The following is a 16,667-nucleotide window of genomic DNA, read 5'->3' as shown; positions in this document are numbered from 1 at the left end:
TTTATTAAGCCTCCCTAACACTGTACTTTTCAACAAATCTACAAGGGTGGTAAGAAAGTTTAGCTTTTCTCAGACCTTCAATACCTAAGTCTTCTTCTCTATTTACAAATTCAACATCTTCAAATTCACTTACTAAAAATTGTTGGTTTATAAATGGATATAAACCTCTTATATCAGGATTGGCTTTTTCTATATGAATTAATGCCATGTTTTTATTTAAAAGCTCTCCGATACTAAATGCTTCTAATTTTCCATCCACATATACACCAAACACTTTTACTTTATCTTTTAAAATATCGTAATTGTTAAATATCTTTTTGATACCAACCAATTCATCATCCATACTTTCATCAAATTCGTTATTTTCTTCTTTGTTACTTTCCCATTCTTTCATTAATACTAAACATTCATTGAAGTTTTCTTTATCTAATAATCTTGCTTCATATCTACCTGCATATTCTTTTAAGAAATAATTTATGTGATTTCTCTTCTTTTGATTCTTTTTACCAGCTAATGTTCTTAAACTTTCTGCATCATAGATATAGTCAAATAAATCTCTTTCTTCTATATACTCAAATCTATTTGGGTATTTTTCTTTTAGAAATTCTACCACTTCAGTAGTAATACCCCTTAAGTATATTTTTTTGTTGTTATGTGAAAAATACTCAAGTACAAAATCTACAACTTCTGGAAGTTTGTCTTTTTTAGCAAGTGGTAATATTGAGAAACTATCTCCTTCGTATTCACCAACTAAAACAGCAAAATCTTCACCTATATAATATCCTGTCTTATAAACATGTTGCCACATATATAAAGTACTAAAACAGTACTCACAAGCTTCATAATCTACTAAATCAAAATAAGGGTCTAGCTCCTTTTTTGAATTTAGTTCAATATCTTTGAAAAACATAAAATCCTCCTACCTTTTTATTGCTTAATTTTTTAAAATTTTATTTTGTATCTATAAAAACTCCAATTTAGTTATGGTATTAATTTCACTTATATTGTCTAAAATATAAAATAGGATAGTTCCCATATATCTTATATTACCCATCATAAAATTATATAAACATGTAATGACTGGAGTGATTTTTTATTGAGAAATAAAATTTTTTTATTAACACTTATTATAATATCACTTTTAAGTGGTTGTGACAAAAAATCTCTACTATCTATACATATGATAGATGTTGGACAAGGTGATAGTCTTTTAGTACAAACACCTACAAAGAAAAATATATTAATTGATGGAGGTGATGAAGATAGTGGAAATATAGTTACTAGTTACTTGAAACAAAAAAGAATAAAAACCATCGATATAATAATAGCCACACACCCAGATTCCGACCATATAGGTAGTCTTGATAATGTCATAAAAAAATTTAATGTAAACTCCATCTATATGCCTGAACAATCAACAGAAAGTGAAGCTTATCAAAACCTAATAAGTTCTTGTAATGATAAAAACCTATCTATTCAGTATCTATACAGAGATGATGTTTTAAATATTGATAACAATATAAATATATATGTATTAAGTCCTTCATATATACAAGAAGAATCTAATTTAAATTCAATAGTTTTTAAATTAAACTTTAATGACACCTCATTTTTATTTATGGGCGATGCTGAAGAACCAATTGAAAAAGAAATTTTACATTATTTTAAATTAGATAATATCAATTTTATAAAAATAGGTCATCATGGAAGCAATTCATCAACTACTTCAGAATTTATTGAAAAAATTCATCCAGATATAGCCGCAATATCATGTGGATATAAAAATCAATACGGTCATCCTCATAAGGAAGTTATCAATAATTTAAAACAAAACAATATATCAATTTATAGGACAGATAAAATAGGTGATATTGTTTTTTATAGTGATGGTAAAATGATATTTACAAAACACAAATATAAAATAGACACTTAACATAAGAAATAAAACTGTAACTACATAACAGAACTAGGCTAAAAGTATCAACATAAAATGGTTTTATATTGATGCTTTTAGCCTTTAAAATGTGTCTATAAAATTTATAAATAAAACATTTAACATTTATTCCCCTAATAATTCATTAACTATTACAGATGCAATTACTAGTCCTCCAACAGATGGCACAAATGATACACTACCTGGTGTTACCTTTTTCCCATTCATAACTTTCTTTTTAAGTTCTATTGGTTGTTCAGTTGAATATACCACCTTTAATTTTTTAATTCCTCTATCTCTAAGCTCTTTTCTCATGACTTTAGCTAGAGGACAAGTGCTTGTTTTGTGTATATCAGTAACAACTATTTTAGTTGGGTCTAATTTATTTCCCATCCCCATAGAGCTTATTATTTTTAAACCTTTTTTTTCACATGTTTCAATTAAATGTATCTTTGAGCTTACCATATCTATTGCATCCACAACATAATCATATTTTTCAATTAATATTTCACTGCTAGTATCTTTATTATAAAGATTTCTTATTTTTTTTATATTAATATTAGGATTTATATCTAAAATTCTTTCTTCCATAACATCAACTTTATATTTTCCCACAGTTGAATGTAATGCTGGTATTTGTCTATTTATATTTGTTATATCTACATCATCAAAATCGACAATAGTGAGATTACCCACTCCAGCTCTTGCTAAAGCTTCAACAGTAAAACTACCGACTCCTCCAACTCCAAATACTATTACATTTGAATTTTTAAGTTTTTCTATTCCATCATCTCCAACTAGAAAACTAGTTCTCGTTGTAAAGTTATTTTCCATTTTTCCACTCTCCTACACTTTTATATACATAATATTAGTATTAGAAAATTTCCATTATATAATACTAAATATTATATATCACTAAAAGTAAATTATCTCAAAATAATTTTTAAATTTAAAAAGGTATCTTTTAATATTAAAAGATACCTTTTATACTGGCGGGAATGCGTGGGAATCGAACCCACCTAAGAGGCTCTTAACCCCTCATACTAGTTTTGAAGACTAGAGGGCACACCGGCACCCATCCACTCCCATAACGAAACGTTTCTCAACGAAATCTATAATATCATATATTTTGACTCTTTGCAACAATTTTTATAGATTAATTTGATAGTAAATCATATTTTAAATAGTTTTTATCTATAGCAATTAATATTTATATATCTTCTTATTATATTTATAAACTTAAAAACTGGAAAGCATATTTTAATTATCTATAAAGAATTTTCCTCTATTTAATCAAAATATAATTTCCAGTATAAATACAAATTATTTAATTATTTTAATATACGTATATCTATAGTTTTTCTTCCCCAGTTATAAACTGTCTTTGAATCATTCATAAATATATCAATTTTATTTCCTTTTATTGCACCACCACAGTCTTCAGCAGTAAATACCATATCAAATTGAGGTATATATACTTTCGTTCCATATGGTATAACCTTAGGGTCTACAGCTATTGTTCCCCACTTAGGCTTTGTTCCTGTTGCAGTTATACTATGACCAGAATATGCAGTTGCTACAACTCTCATACTTCTACCATTGTTACTACTACTGCTACTTGAAGAAGATGAAGCCATCCTTCTTGAACTTTCTCCCCTTGATGAAGCTACTTGCATTTCTACTTTTGTTCCTTTATTTACAACTTTATTAACTGGCTCAGATGTAACAACTTTTTTCACAAATTCCTTTTCTACTTTCTTACCATTGTGATAAGTTTCTTTATATACTAATTCACTTTTACCAGATTTTCCTTCTTCTTTAACTTTAGAATCTCCTTTTGACAAAGAGTTATCTTCAACAACTGTAACTTCAAATGGAATGTCTTTAGTCTCTACAACTGTTTTTTCCTTAACATCAATTACTTCTATTTTATCTCCATTAGATAACTTTGAATTTACATCCAAACTAACTATATCATTTCCATCATAGCTAATGTTTTGAGCTTCCAAAAGGTCTCCTACATTAGATCTAAATGTAGATACAGTTCTCTCTTCTCCTTTTACTACCAATGTTACTTGTTTATTAAGTGCAGAGTATCCTGATAAAATTCCAACTGATAAAACAACCGCCATTGCCGAGACTTTAACATTACTCAATTTCTTTAAATTCATATAAAATTTCCTCCCTCAAATTTTTTACACTATATATTTTGCTTCGTAATATTCTGCTTCGTAAATTTCTTTTTTGTTTTTTGTGTAACTAAATTGTAACTATTTTTTCAAGAGTTGTCAACTTGACAAAAAAATAGAAATATGCATATATAGTATTTTCAACTATTAAAGCATATTTCTATTAGTTACAACAATGTCATTGTTTATTGTTGTTTTGTTATCGTTTTGTTACCTTTTATCTTTATATATTTTCTATCTGCCAATTGATAGGTTCTTTTCCTAGCTTTTCGAGAATTTCATTTATCTTAGAGAAGTGATTACATCCAAAAAAACCTTTACTTGCTGATAATGGACTTGGATGAGGTGCTTCCAAAATATAATGCTTACTTGTATCAATCAATTCTACTTTTTTACGTGCATTACTTCCCCACAATACAAAAATTACTGGGTCTTCACGGTCACTTAAAATAGAAATTACTCTATCTGTGAAAATTTCCCACCCTTTATTTTTATGAGAATTAGCTTCATGTGCTCTAACAGTAAGTGCTGTATTTAAAAGTAAAACACCTTGGTCTGCCCAAGGCATTAAGTATCCATTATTAGGTATAAAGCATCCTAAATCTTCTTTTAACTCTTTGTACATATTTAATAGAGATGGTGGAGTTTTTACTTGTGGTTGAACTGAAAAAGCTAAACCATGAGCTTGATTATCTCCATGGTAGGGGTCTTGTCCTAGTATTAAAACTTTTGTATCTTTATATGAAGTGTGTTTTAAAGCTTCATATATGTTATGCATATTAGGAAAAATTTGACGTGTCTTATATTCATCTATAAGGAATTTTCTTAAATTCAAATAATATTCTTTTTCAAATTCTTCTTTTAATAATTCATTCCAATCGTTTCCTAAATTAACCATAGTTATCACCAATTCCTTTCAGCTATTTTTATTTATTGTTTTATTTAGAAATTATGTCCTCTTGATTGTCATTTTTTTCATTAGTATTTATTTTTATGCTCACTCTGTTAGGTATACAAACTATACTTTGACTTGGTTTGTTTATAAAACCTGTATGTACACACACCTTATCAGGACATGAAGCATCTATTATCTCTACACCTTTGTCGTGAATTTTAACTATATTGTACCCTCCTCTATTTTCTATTTTAAATTCTTCTTTGGCATTTATTGAAACAGTCTTATACAATTTATTATCTACATAAATTTCAATACTTCCAGCATTTTTAGAATTTATAACAGTTATTATTCCATAACATGCTGTAATAACAATCAAAACACCTAAAACAAGAAGAATGTCTTTTTTCTTCATTTTTTGTCCTCCTATGAAATTATGCTATAATAAGATAATAACACAATTTCATAGGAGGAATATACCATGAATAAGAAAAAAATCACATTTATTTTTGTGATATTGATTTTAGCATTAATTTTATTTTCATTTTTTAGGAGTTCAAGTCAAAATACTAAATATAGTAAGACAAGCTATTACCTTGGTACAGTAAATGAAGTTACTATATTTAATACAAAAGAATCAAAAAGTGATAAAATTTTAAATGAATGTGATTCAATTTTAAGATATATTGATAACAAGATGAGTACTCATATACCAGGAAGCGATGTTTCTAAAATAAATGATAATGCTGGTAAAGATTTTGTCAAAGTTTCTGATGATACATTTTTTGTTGTACAAGAGGCTATAGAATACTCTAAGTTGTCAAATGGATACTTTGATATAACAATTGGTCCACTATCCAATCTATGGGCAATTGGAACAGACAAGGCTAAAGTCCCAAATGACTCTGAGATAAACGAACTTCTTCCTCTCATTGATTACAAAAATATTATATTAGATGAAAAAAATAAATCTATAAAATTAGCTAAAGAAGATATGAAAATTGATTTAGGGGCAATAGCTAAAGGATATGCTGCTGATAAAATCGTAGGCTATTTGAAATTAGAAGGTGTAAAAAAAGCTTTAGTAAACTTGGGAGGTAATATATTTACTCTAGAAGATAGCAAAAATAACAAACCTTTTAAAATTGGTATTCAAGACCCAACTAGCAAAAATGGAGAATCTATAGGAAATATAGAAACTACAAATAAATCTGTTGTTACATCTGGAATTTATGAGAGATTTATAGAAAAAGATGGCAAAATATATCACCATATGTTAAATCCATTTACAGGGTATCCTTTTGAGAACAACTTAAGTAGTGTTACAATAATATCTGATAAATCTATTAATTGTGATGCTTTATCCACTTCTACATTTGGACTTGGACTTGAAAAAGGCATGGATTTAATTAATAGTATTGATAATGTAGATGCTATATTTATAACCAAAGATAAAAAAGTATATTTAACTAATGGCATACAAAATAATTTTAAACTTACAGACAAGGCTTTTTCTATTGAAAAGTTCAATAAATAGTGAGTTTAAATAATGTCAATGTCTATATACATACAAAATACATAAGAACTTAAATAGTTATCATACAACTAATGAAAATTTAAGTTTTATATAAAATATGGTATATACTAAGTAATCTAAAACAAATTGTACTTATGTATATACCATATTTATAGTTTAATTTATATAAAACACTACCCATTATTCTTTAACTTTCGATAATAAATAACACCTACAACATACAAAACAATCCATAAAACAGATAGATATATAATGATTACCAATGAGTTGTATATATCTAAGGCATGTAGTACAGAGAAAACAAAAGCAGATATAGGAATTATTATCATACACACAATATAAGCATATCTTCCTGCTTTATCTCTATACATAACATTCCTTTCATCATGAAGATTGATGTCTTCTGCTTCAAGCTTTTCTTTGTATTCCTCTTTATGCTTATTCCAGTAAAAATATCGATAAATTGCAGAAATTCCACCAAATCCAAATCCTCCTGCTAATCCAGCAAACAAAGAACCTAACTTATTACCAGTCATTAAACAAAGAAACAAGAAAGTAACACCTAAAACTACAAATACAATTCCTATTCTTAAATTTCTCTTTTCCATGAACTATATCTCCTTCCATAAAAATATTTCTTCAATCGACATTTCAAAAAAATCAGATATTTGAAATGCAAGTTCTAAAGATGGATTATATTTTCCATTTTCAATAGAACTAATCGTCTGCCTTGAAACCTTAAGAATTTTTGCAAAGTCCTCTTGATTAAGACCTTTTTTCTTTCTTAAATCTTCTACACGGTTTTTCAAAAATATTTCCTCCTTTTTGTAAAGTTTCCTTTACATATATAATATAGCACTTGCTTTTATTTTTGTAAAGGAAACTTTACAAAACATATATAAAAATAGACATTTCATCAGAAATGCCTATCATTAAATATATTTACTTTTACAATTGAATTACATCTTGTTGTCTATAAACCTTATTTTTTGATGTTTTTTAGTATATCCCTACAACAACCTACATTTTTATATTTTCAATAAATAATACAACTAACTTTTTATAGTGACTTTACAAACAAATCCATTCTATTTAAAGCTTCAATTACGTTTTCTTTTTGAGTTCCTAAATTTATTCTAACATAGTTCTCACCATCTTTTACAAAATGACTTCCATCTTCTAACAATACTCCCGTATCTATAGCCAACTTATCTGTAAACTCACTTGCACTTATACCTAATCCACTTATATCCATCCAAGCTAAGTAAGATGATTCCATCTTCATCAATTTTATCTTACTATATTTATTTACCCAAGTTTCTAAAAGTTCATAATTTGATTTTATATATTTATTTACACCACTTAACCACTCTCTACACTCATCATAAGCTGTTATTAATCCTATTATTCCAAACACATTTGGAGAAGTTATAGAATTTTGTTTTAATTTATTTCTAAAAATATCTCTTATATCCTTATTTATGACTATTGAATAAGAAGTCTTTAATCCTCCAAGATTAAAACCTTTATTTGGTGATGTCAATAGGATAATATTTTCTAAAAGTTCCCTTTCAAGCTTAAGAATAGAATTAAATTCTCCATAATGAATATGCTCTGCATGTACTTCATCTGCAACTAAAATAACATTATTTTCTTTACATATAATTGCTACTTTCGTCATTTCTTCAATTGACCAAATTCTTCCTGATGGATTATGTGGTGTACAAAACATCATTAGCTTAGGTTTATTTTCTTTAATTTGAGATTCTAATCTATCAAAATTTATATAATATCTATCATTTATCACATCTAATGTATTACAAACTACATTTACACCCTGCTTTTTAGCTGATGATTCAAATGGGTCATAAACTGGTGTATTTAATATTATACTATCTCCTTTTTTACAAAAAGCTTGTACTACATAGTGAAGTGTTGACACAGTTCCATAAGTCAATGTAATCCATTCTCTTTCTACATTTACTTTATGCATATCTTTTTGCCATCCAATAACTGAATCATAGAATTCGTCATAACAGTATGTATATCCAAATACACCTCTTTTTACAGCTTCAATAAATTTATTTTCTATTTCTGTTGGTATTTTAAAATCCATATCAGCAATCCACATTGGCACAAAATCTTCTTTAATATCTCCAAATTTATCTCTTATAATGTTCAAATCCCACTTTCTACACTTTTCACTTACTCTATTTGGTCTATCATCAAAATTATACATTTAAATTTACCTCGTCTTTTCTTATTATTATAAAAATACTTAGCTACAATTTATTTTTAATTTACAACTATTAAATCTTTGGTAGATGTAGTCAATCTCATACAGCCATCTTGAGTTATAAGTACATCATCTTCAATTCTTACTCCTCCAAGTTCTGGTACATATATACCAGGCTCTATAGTTACAACCATACCTTCTTTTAATACTTCATTTGATTCTGGAGCTAATGCTGGATACTCATGAACCATAATACCTACACCATGACCTAGATTGTGTCCAAAATTATCACCATATCCATATGAACTAATTATATCTCTTGCAACCTTATCTATTTCACCAGTAGTCATACCTGACTTTAAAACTTTTATACACTCTTCATTAGCTTTCTTTACTATATTATATATTTTTTCCAGCTCCTTATTTGTAGTTCCCATACAAATAGTTCTAGTAATGTCTGAACAATAATTATTGTACTTTGCTCCAAAATCGAATGTAACAAAATCTCCATACTCTATAATTTTTTCACTTGCTTTTCCATGAGGTAAGGCTCCTCTCAAACCAGATGCAACTATAGTATCAAATGACTCTTTTTGTCCACCTAATTCTTTTATAAATCGTACAATTTCATTTTCTACTTGCATTTCACTCATACCAACTTTTATAAAGTCAATTATATGATAAAATGTAGCATCTACTATTTCACAAGCTTTTTTTATATATTTTATTTCATCTTCATCTTTCTCTTTTCTTAGAGTAGATAAATCAACTGATTTTAAAGTTACATTTAATTTGTTACTCATACTTTTATATGAGTCAAAAGATACTTCACTTCCTTCAAAGCCAATTTCTTTTATATTTTGATTTCTACAAATATCATTAATTATGTCAAAATACCTTCTATTTTTATCCATTAATATAACATCAAATAAATCTGATTTTCTTTTAACTTCTTCAAAGTATCTAAAATCTACTATTATATATTGTTTATCTTTTGTTATAAAAACATAGCCTGATGAACTAAATAAATTTCCAATATAAAACTTATTGGTAGAACTATTAATAAGAATTCCATCTATATTATACTCTTTAAGATACTTTCTTATTTTTTCTATTTTATTCATAATTTTATCTTCACCACCCTTAATTAGTCATATAGGTAAGGCTGGTAATATTGATTGAAACAATATTACCAGCCAAGGTTATTCTAGATAGTAAAATTTATAAATTAATCAATATAATCTACAACAAGTTTACCATCTTTTATTAATTTATTTCTGTAAAATACATTTCCTACAGCTATGAATATAGCACCAACTGCTATACCTATTATATATCCAAATAAGTTATCTACTAGAGGCCATGCCCATATAGCTGATTCTGGGAACCACTGAATTGCCCCTAAAATTATACCTGTAATAGCTCCTATTATACTTCCTACTATATTTAAAGGTATAACAAAACCTGGTCTCTCAAGTGCAAATGGTATTGCTCCCTCTGATATACCCATAAATGATAGGAATATAGAAGTTTTTCCTGCTTGATAGAATTGTCTATCATATACTCTTCTTCCTACTAATCTTTTATCTAATAAAGTTGTAAGTCCTAATCCAATTGGAGGAACAACTATAGCTATTGTTCTTGCTGTTATTGGTAATACATTTTCTGTAGTCAAACCAAGTGCAACGAATCCTGCTGCTTTATTTATTGGTCCACCTAAGTCAAATGCTGTAGCTGCTGCTAAAGCTGTTGCATATACATACTCTCCTGCTGCTCCTGCTGCTGTTAAGAAGTTTTTCATACTTTCATTAATTAATCCACCAAATGGAGTTATTATAAATATCATCAATACCATACAAGTTAATGATGCTATTAGTGGTATTAAAAATGTTGTTTTGAAAGCTAACCAGTTATGAGAAACTTTTATAGATTTATTTAACCATTTTACAAAATATCCTATTATAAATGCGATTAATATTGCACCTAAGAATCCTGATGCAACTGGTACAACTTCTGTCCATTGTCCATCTACGAATTGTGGTACCCCTACAGGTTTATTAGCTACATATCCTCCTATAAATCCTGCGATTAAGGCTGTTTTTCCACCTATAGAATTTGCACAGAATGCTGCAAATAGTGGTATTGCAAATCCAAACAGAGTAAATCCGAAGTTTGACATTAATTGTGCCATGTTTAAAAGACTAAGCTTAAATCCTGTAAATTCACCTGAGTTCATAGCATCAACTATACCTACAGATGGGTCAAGTCCTAATATTGCATATGGTATTAATTGAGATAAAGCTCCTATAAGTCCACCCATTACTAAGACTGGTATCATATACGATATACCTGTCATTATATGTTTACTAACTTCTTTCCACTTTCCATTTCCCTTTGATTGAGTTGGATTAGATGAAGTAGTTTTTCCTGCGTTATTGCCTCCTGTTGTAGAAGCACCTGAACTGTTTATAACTTTTTTCTTGATTGCCATTCTATTTCCTCCACAGTAAATTTATTATATTCCTAAATCCTCTTCTATTTCCTTTATAACACCTTCTGCATTCTTTATAGCTTCTTGTAATTCAACCTCATAAACTTCACAACCATCAAATCTTTCCATACCTTCTGGTGTTATTGCTACTGCATGTATTATCATAGTTGCTCCTAATATGTCTTCTCTTGTTAATTCATTTTGCACACCATCTGCACCTTGAGTTTCAACTTTTGCTTCATAACCTAATGCCTTTGCAGCTTGCTCTATTGCTTCTGCTGCCATAAAAGTGTGAGCTAGTCCCATTGGACAAGCACATAATGCTACTAATTTTTTATTCATTTTAAATTCCTCCTATTTACTTTAATTATTTTTTTATTTTAACCTTAGTATTTATCTATAAACCTAAAGCTTCATTTATTAAATTAGCGATTTCTTCCACATTATCACTCTTTAAAAGAGAATCTTTAAAATCTTTATTTATTAATTTTCTTGAAAGAGATGATAATAATTTAAGGTGTATGTTTTCTTTACTTTTTCCTGGCATAAGTAAACTTATTGCCAATTTGACATTGTCCTCACCTTCGTTCCAAACAACATCATCATTAAACTTTAGTACCACTACTGCTGGATTTTCAATTGCATCATTTTTAGTATGAGGTATTGCTATAGATTCTCCTAGATTTGTAGTAAATTGCTCTTCTCTAGCTATTAAACCTTCATATACTAGATTTTCATCTTCTGTTAAATTTAATTCTTTAGCTTTCTTTGCTATAAATTTTAAAACCTCAACCTTAGACTTAGCCTCAGTATTTAAAAATACATATTCTTTGTTAAATATGTTTGTTCCCATTGTTAATTTCCTCCTTAGTTACCTATTAGTGCCATTAATTTATCAAAGTCACATATTTTAATAATTCCTCTTACACCACCCTCATCTTTTATAAAATTGTAAAGGTATTTAAATATTGAAAAATTATGTTTTTCTTTAGTATTAAAAAATACCATAAATACTAGTTGAACTTCTTGTTTATCCCAAATTATTGGATTTTCAAGTATTCCAACTCCGATTATAGATTTTTTATCTCCCTTCACTATTGTGTGAGGTATAGCTACTAGATTTCCTATTTCAGTTGATGAAATATTTTCTCTTTCTATTATGCTTTTTATTGAACTTTCTTCTATAAAGTCTCTTTCTTTTAACTTGTTTGAAAGCGAAAGTATAACTTCTTCTTTTGTATTTGCTTTTATACTGAAAAAAGCTCTTTCATCAAACATATTACTTATTATTTTTCTTCTTTCTTCCTTTTCATAAAAGGCTTTGTTTACGTTTTCAATTACGCTATCATCAAAAATATTTTCTATATATAGTACTGGCTTTTCATATCCTTTTAATTCAACCGTCGATACTACCAAATCAACATCTTGACTTATTGCCATATCAAGATATCTAAATGGATAAACACCTACAACATTTAAATCACTTATATTTTGCTTTAATTTTTCAGAAAGAAGCTGACCTGTACCTATACCATAGTGACAAACTATACAAATTTTCTTACTTGTATTTTTTTTCATTCTTTCATTTGAAGCAGCAAAATGAATAGCTATATATCCAAGTTCATCCTCATCTAATTTTAAATTAAATTCAGTTTCTATCTTATTTGATAAAAACACAGCTAAGTTAAAAGCTATTGGAAATTTCTCTTTTATTTGATGAAGTAGTGGATTATTAGATTTTATATTAGCTTTTGCTCTATTTAAAAACCTCTTTATATGGTCAGATATCGCTATCATAAACTCTTCATCTTTTGTATAATCACTTCCTGAGATAAGTAGTATATCTTGAAGAGCACTACTTATAACACAACTTATTCTTTCTTCAATTTCACTTGCATTTTTTATTCCCTGTGCACCTCTATATGCTATTACACCAGAATAATTTGAAATATAAATTACTTCATCTTCAATAAGTTTAAATCCAACCTTATCAGATATTTCTTTCATAAGCTTTTCTATAAAACTGTAATTATGAAATCTATATCCTGTATCTATTAAATTTATATTTTTACTATGACCTCTCTTACTTCTAAACACAGAAACTATTATTTTTGAAAGTAAAAGATTAAAATCTTTATCTGAAATTATTGTTTCTTTTTCTCTTAAATGCTTTTCTAAAATACTTTCTATGGAATTTATATCGTTTTCACTGATATCATCCAAAAATACTTTGATTTTACTCTTCTCATCCAACTTTATTGCATAATCAGTAATCAACTGTCTTATATTAATTTCTTCACCATATATATAGCTTCCATAATAAGGTTTAGATTTTATAACTAAGTCATACTTTTCAAGTTTTCTTTTAAGCTTACTAGACAATTTATTTATGGCTGCTATACTTAGATTTAATTCTTCTGCCATTACTTCTATACTCATATAATTTCTGTTAATCAGCATACATATTATATTTGATATCCTTGCTTCTTCAGAATCATCCAAGAAACCATTTATATATTTATTTGCTTCTTTAACAGCCTTTGCTATGTTAGTTTTAGAGCCACTTAACTTATATCCTATGCCTCTTGAAGAATCGATTTCTAAATCATACTTACTCAAAATACCATTTAAATCTGCTATATATCTTTTAATAGTTTTAGTAGATACATCTAATTTAATAGCTAGTTCATTTGATGTCATATATCCATCTTTATTGCTTAAACTTTTTACTATTACTGCATGTTTCTTAGTTATCATTGTATCACCTTCTCTTTGATTTCAATTATATATCAAATAAAATTTTAGTTGTATATATAATATGTCTATATAAGGGACATTTTGTATTTATATATTATTACATAATGTAACTATTGCCTCCGCATAGATACCTATTGCAGTTATAAATCTATCTAAGCTAGCAAATTCATTTGCACTATGAACATTTCCAAAACTACCATCAGGAAATTCACACCCAAATATTACTGAGTTCTTCATTTCAGCTGCATAGCTTCCTGCACTGGTTACTCTAACAACACTTTTTGAGTCTCCAGAATACTTTACATATATCTCATGTAAACTCTCTACAAGTTTTGAATTCTCATCTATATAATTTGCTTGCTTTAAATTTTCCCCAATAAACTCAAATTTATTAATATTATTTCTTTTTATATACAAATCAAATTTTTCTATTATCTCTTCAACTGTCAATACTTCAGGATATCTAACACTTAAAATTACTTCAAGCTTTCCATCTTTTATATTTATTATTGTCGGAACCATTGATAGAATTCCACATTTCCCTTCAACATTTAAGCCAAACAGTTTTCCATCTATATTATCTTTATTTATTAGCTTATACAAGTCTTTTGCCCAATCCTCATCAAGATTTTCTGCTAAAACTTTAATTGTATCTAATATGGGGTTTATTGCTTTTTCAGGTTTAGATGAGTGTCCACCTTTCCCATTCACAATATACTTACCATCATTAAAACTTATTGAAACATTATTAAAATCAGAATTTATATAGTCATTACTTAAATTTTTAATATTTTTTATATACACTTTATCTGGAATTGTATTAAACTCTATTCCACCACTTAAATCTAGATATTTATCATCTATATCCAGCATTAGCTTTATTATTGCTCCACCCTTTTCTCCATTTAGTACAGGAAATTTAGCATCTGGGGTAAATCCATATACACCATGTGGTTCTTTGCTATAATAGTGCTTTATGCACTTAAATCCACTTTCTTCATTTCCTCCAGCAATTAATCTAACTTTTCTCTTTAAATCTATATTTAGACTTTTTATCATTTTTAATGCCAAAAAATTTGCTATCATAGGACCCTTATTATCTGAAACACCTCTAGCAACTAATTTATCACCTATAATATCTAGCTTAAATGGCTCACTATCCCATCCTTCTCCTGGATTTACAACATCACAATGTCCAAATATATCTATATAATCTTTACCATCTCCATATTCAATATAAACAGCATGATTATCTATATTTTTAACAGTGAAATTGTTTTCTCTACCTAAATTTTCAAACCAGTTTAATGCATCATATACACCTTTTCCAAAAGGCATATCTTTAGATACAGTATTTTTATCATAAAAGGAAGGTATACTTACCCATTCCTCCAACAATTTCAAGAATTCTTTTTTATATTTTTGATTTTCTTCTTTAAATCTCTCCATGATTATCACTCCAATTTAAACCTTTATATTATATATCATAGTTTATCTTGTTTCATAACTCCTTATACTTTATGTCATTTCAAGGGACAAAACTTTTTTACTATTGATTTTATAATCTATTTATATATAATTATTTGTAGGATAAATTTAATATCATAGGAGGAACAATATTATGGAACCATTATTTTTAAAACCTATTTTTATGGATAGAATATGGGGTGGCACTGCACTTAGAGATAAATTTAACTATGAGATAAAATCACCAACAACAGGTGAATGTTGGGCTATAAGTTCTCATAAAAATGGAGATTGTCTGATAGAGAATGGAGAATATAAAGATAAAAAGCTATCTGAATTATGGGAGAAAAATAGAGAATTGTTTGGTAATACACCTGGAGATAAATTCCCTTTACTTACAAAAATACTAGATGCCAATGACAATTTATCGGTTCAAGTTCATCCAAATGATGAATATGCTCAAAAAAATGAAAATGGAGAATTAGGTAAAACAGAGTGTTGGTATGTAATAGACTGTTCTGAGGATGCAGAAATTATAATAGGTCACAATGCAAAATCTCGTGAAGAATTTATAGAAATGATAAATAATAATGAGTGGGACAAACTGCTTAGAAAAGTTAATATAAAAAAAGGTGACTTTTTCTATGTTCCAAGCGGAACTATACATGCTATATGTAAAGGAACATTAATTTTAGAAACTCAACAAAATTCAGATACCACTTATAGAGTTTATGATTATGATAGAACCGATAACTTAGGAAATAAACGTGAACTTCATGTTCAAAAATCAATAGAAGTTACAAATGTTCCTCATACAAATTTTGATACTGATTATAAAACTGTATCAACACCAAGCTTTAAATGTACAACATTTGTATCAAATGAATTTTTTAGTGTTTATAAATTAGACATTTTTGGAAAATGTAATTTTACTCACAACACACCTTTTTCTTTGTACAGTGTACTGGATGGAGCTGGTAAATTGATACACAATTCTATAGAATATGATTTAAAAAAAGGTATGCATTTTATATTACCAAATAGCTTTGGAGATTTTGGATTTGAAGGTAATTTAGAAATTATATGCTCCCACATATAGATACAAAATACATTTAACTTTAACAAAAGCTAGACTAACATAAAAACTCCTTTTTATGATAGT

The 16,667-nt window shown here is 27.7% G+C and carries 17 protein-coding genes and 1 tRNA gene; 3 read left to right on the top strand and 15 right to left on the bottom strand.

What is annotated here, in order from left to right; all coding sequences use genetic code 11:
* Positions 1-4 precede the first annotated feature (4 nt).
* Entirely contained in the window at positions 5-910 is a 906-nt protein-coding gene (locus tag KGF45_RS07650) for a DUF2156 domain-containing protein (RefSeq protein ID WP_227828192.1), read from the bottom strand.
* A gap of 186 nt (positions 911-1,096) precedes the next feature.
* On the opposite strand from KGF45_RS07650, the gene KGF45_RS07645 reads away from it, so the two are divergent.
* Positions 1,097-1,933: a ComEC/Rec2 family competence protein gene (locus tag KGF45_RS07645; protein WP_227839984.1), complete on the top strand. Its 837-nt coding sequence runs from the start codon at positions 1,097-1,099 to the stop codon at positions 1,931-1,933.
* Between the two features lie 126 nt (positions 1,934-2,059).
* On the opposite strand, the gene KGF45_RS07640 is transcribed toward KGF45_RS07645, so the two are convergent.
* The 5 genes from KGF45_RS07640 to KGF45_RS07620 form a co-directional block, all read right to left on the bottom strand.
* Positions 2,060-2,767, bottom strand: a complete 708-nt coding sequence (locus KGF45_RS07640) for a ThiF family adenylyltransferase (protein ID WP_227828190.1) — start codon at positions 2,765-2,767, stop codon at positions 2,060-2,062.
* A 156-nt stretch (positions 2,768-2,923) separates the two neighbouring features.
* A tRNA-Sec gene (locus tag KGF45_RS07635) sits at positions 2,924-3,020 on the bottom strand.
* A 244-nt stretch (positions 3,021-3,264) separates the two neighbouring features.
* Positions 3,265-4,104: a G5 domain-containing protein gene (locus tag KGF45_RS07630; RefSeq protein WP_227828189.1), complete on the bottom strand. Its 840-nt coding sequence runs from the start codon at positions 4,102-4,104 to the stop codon at positions 3,265-3,267.
* Between the two features lie 241 nt (positions 4,105-4,345).
* A complete protein-coding gene (locus KGF45_RS07625; RefSeq protein ID WP_227828188.1) occupies positions 4,346-5,020 on the bottom strand; it encodes a uracil-DNA glycosylase in 675 nt (224 codons plus the stop codon).
* A 40-nt stretch (positions 5,021-5,060) separates the two neighbouring features.
* On the bottom strand, positions 5,061-5,432 hold the full coding sequence (locus tag KGF45_RS07620) for a NusG domain II-containing protein (RefSeq protein ID WP_227842128.1): 372 nt from the start codon (positions 5,430-5,432) through the stop codon (positions 5,061-5,063).
* Positions 5,433-5,498: 66 nt separating this feature from the next.
* Between KGF45_RS07620 and KGF45_RS07615 the strand changes: the two genes are divergently transcribed.
* A complete protein-coding gene (locus KGF45_RS07615; protein WP_227828186.1) occupies positions 5,499-6,554 on the top strand; it encodes an FAD:protein FMN transferase in 1,056 nt (351 codons plus the stop codon).
* A gap of 173 nt (positions 6,555-6,727) precedes the next feature.
* Here the strand turns inward: KGF45_RS07615 and KGF45_RS07610 are convergent, their stop codons facing one another.
* The 9 genes from KGF45_RS07610 to KGF45_RS07570 all read right to left on the bottom strand — a co-directional run bounded on the left by KGF45_RS07610 (position 6,728) and on the right by KGF45_RS07570 (position 15,487).
* Positions 6,728-7,162, bottom strand: coding sequence for a tellurium resistance protein TerC (locus KGF45_RS07610; RefSeq protein ID WP_227828185.1), 435 nt, complete (start codon positions 7,160-7,162; stop codon positions 6,728-6,730).
* A 3-nt stretch (positions 7,163-7,165) separates the two neighbouring features.
* A complete protein-coding gene (locus KGF45_RS07605) occupies positions 7,166-7,363 on the bottom strand; it encodes a helix-turn-helix transcriptional regulator (RefSeq protein ID WP_227828184.1) in 198 nt (65 codons plus the stop codon).
* Positions 7,364-7,614: 251 nt separating this feature from the next.
* Positions 7,615-8,793, bottom strand: a complete 1,179-nt coding sequence (locus KGF45_RS07600) for a MalY/PatB family protein (RefSeq protein ID WP_227842127.1) — start codon at positions 8,791-8,793, stop codon at positions 7,615-7,617.
* A 56-nt stretch (positions 8,794-8,849) separates the two neighbouring features.
* Positions 8,850-9,914, bottom strand: coding sequence for an aminopeptidase P family protein (locus KGF45_RS07595; RefSeq protein WP_227828182.1), 1,065 nt, complete (start codon positions 9,912-9,914; stop codon positions 8,850-8,852).
* Between the two features lie 104 nt (positions 9,915-10,018).
* Entirely contained in the window at positions 10,019-11,281 is a 1,263-nt protein-coding gene (locus KGF45_RS07590) for a PTS fructose transporter subunit IIC (protein WP_227828181.1), read from the bottom strand.
* A 24-nt stretch (positions 11,282-11,305) separates the two neighbouring features.
* On the bottom strand, positions 11,306-11,623 hold the full coding sequence (locus KGF45_RS07585) for a PTS fructose transporter subunit IIB (protein ID WP_227432546.1): 318 nt from the start codon (positions 11,621-11,623) through the stop codon (positions 11,306-11,308).
* A gap of 55 nt (positions 11,624-11,678) precedes the next feature.
* Complete coding sequence (locus tag KGF45_RS07580; protein ID WP_227828180.1) at positions 11,679-12,134, bottom strand: PTS sugar transporter subunit IIA; 456 nt, start codon at positions 12,132-12,134, stop codon at positions 11,679-11,681.
* A gap of 14 nt (positions 12,135-12,148) precedes the next feature.
* A complete protein-coding gene (locus tag KGF45_RS07575; RefSeq protein WP_227828179.1) occupies positions 12,149-14,038 on the bottom strand; it encodes a BglG family transcription antiterminator in 1,890 nt (629 codons plus the stop codon).
* Between the two features lie 87 nt (positions 14,039-14,125).
* Positions 14,126-15,487, bottom strand: a complete 1,362-nt coding sequence (locus KGF45_RS07570; RefSeq protein WP_227828178.1) for a Sapep family Mn(2+)-dependent dipeptidase — start codon at positions 15,485-15,487, stop codon at positions 14,126-14,128.
* Positions 15,488-15,659: 172 nt separating this feature from the next.
* Between KGF45_RS07570 and manA the strand changes: the two genes are divergently transcribed.
* A complete protein-coding gene (manA, locus tag KGF45_RS07565) occupies positions 15,660-16,604 on the top strand; it encodes a mannose-6-phosphate isomerase, class I (protein ID WP_227828177.1) in 945 nt (314 codons plus the stop codon).
* The last annotated feature ends 63 nt before the right edge of the window (positions 16,605-16,667 follow it).

The sequence above is a fragment of the Clostridioides sp. ZZV14-6154 genome, assembly GCF_020657785.1.
GTDB lineage: Bacteria > Bacillota > Clostridia > Peptostreptococcales > Peptostreptococcaceae > Clostridioides.
Note: the sequence above shows the minus strand (reverse complement) of the source record. Positions and strands in the feature narration are given on the sequence as shown.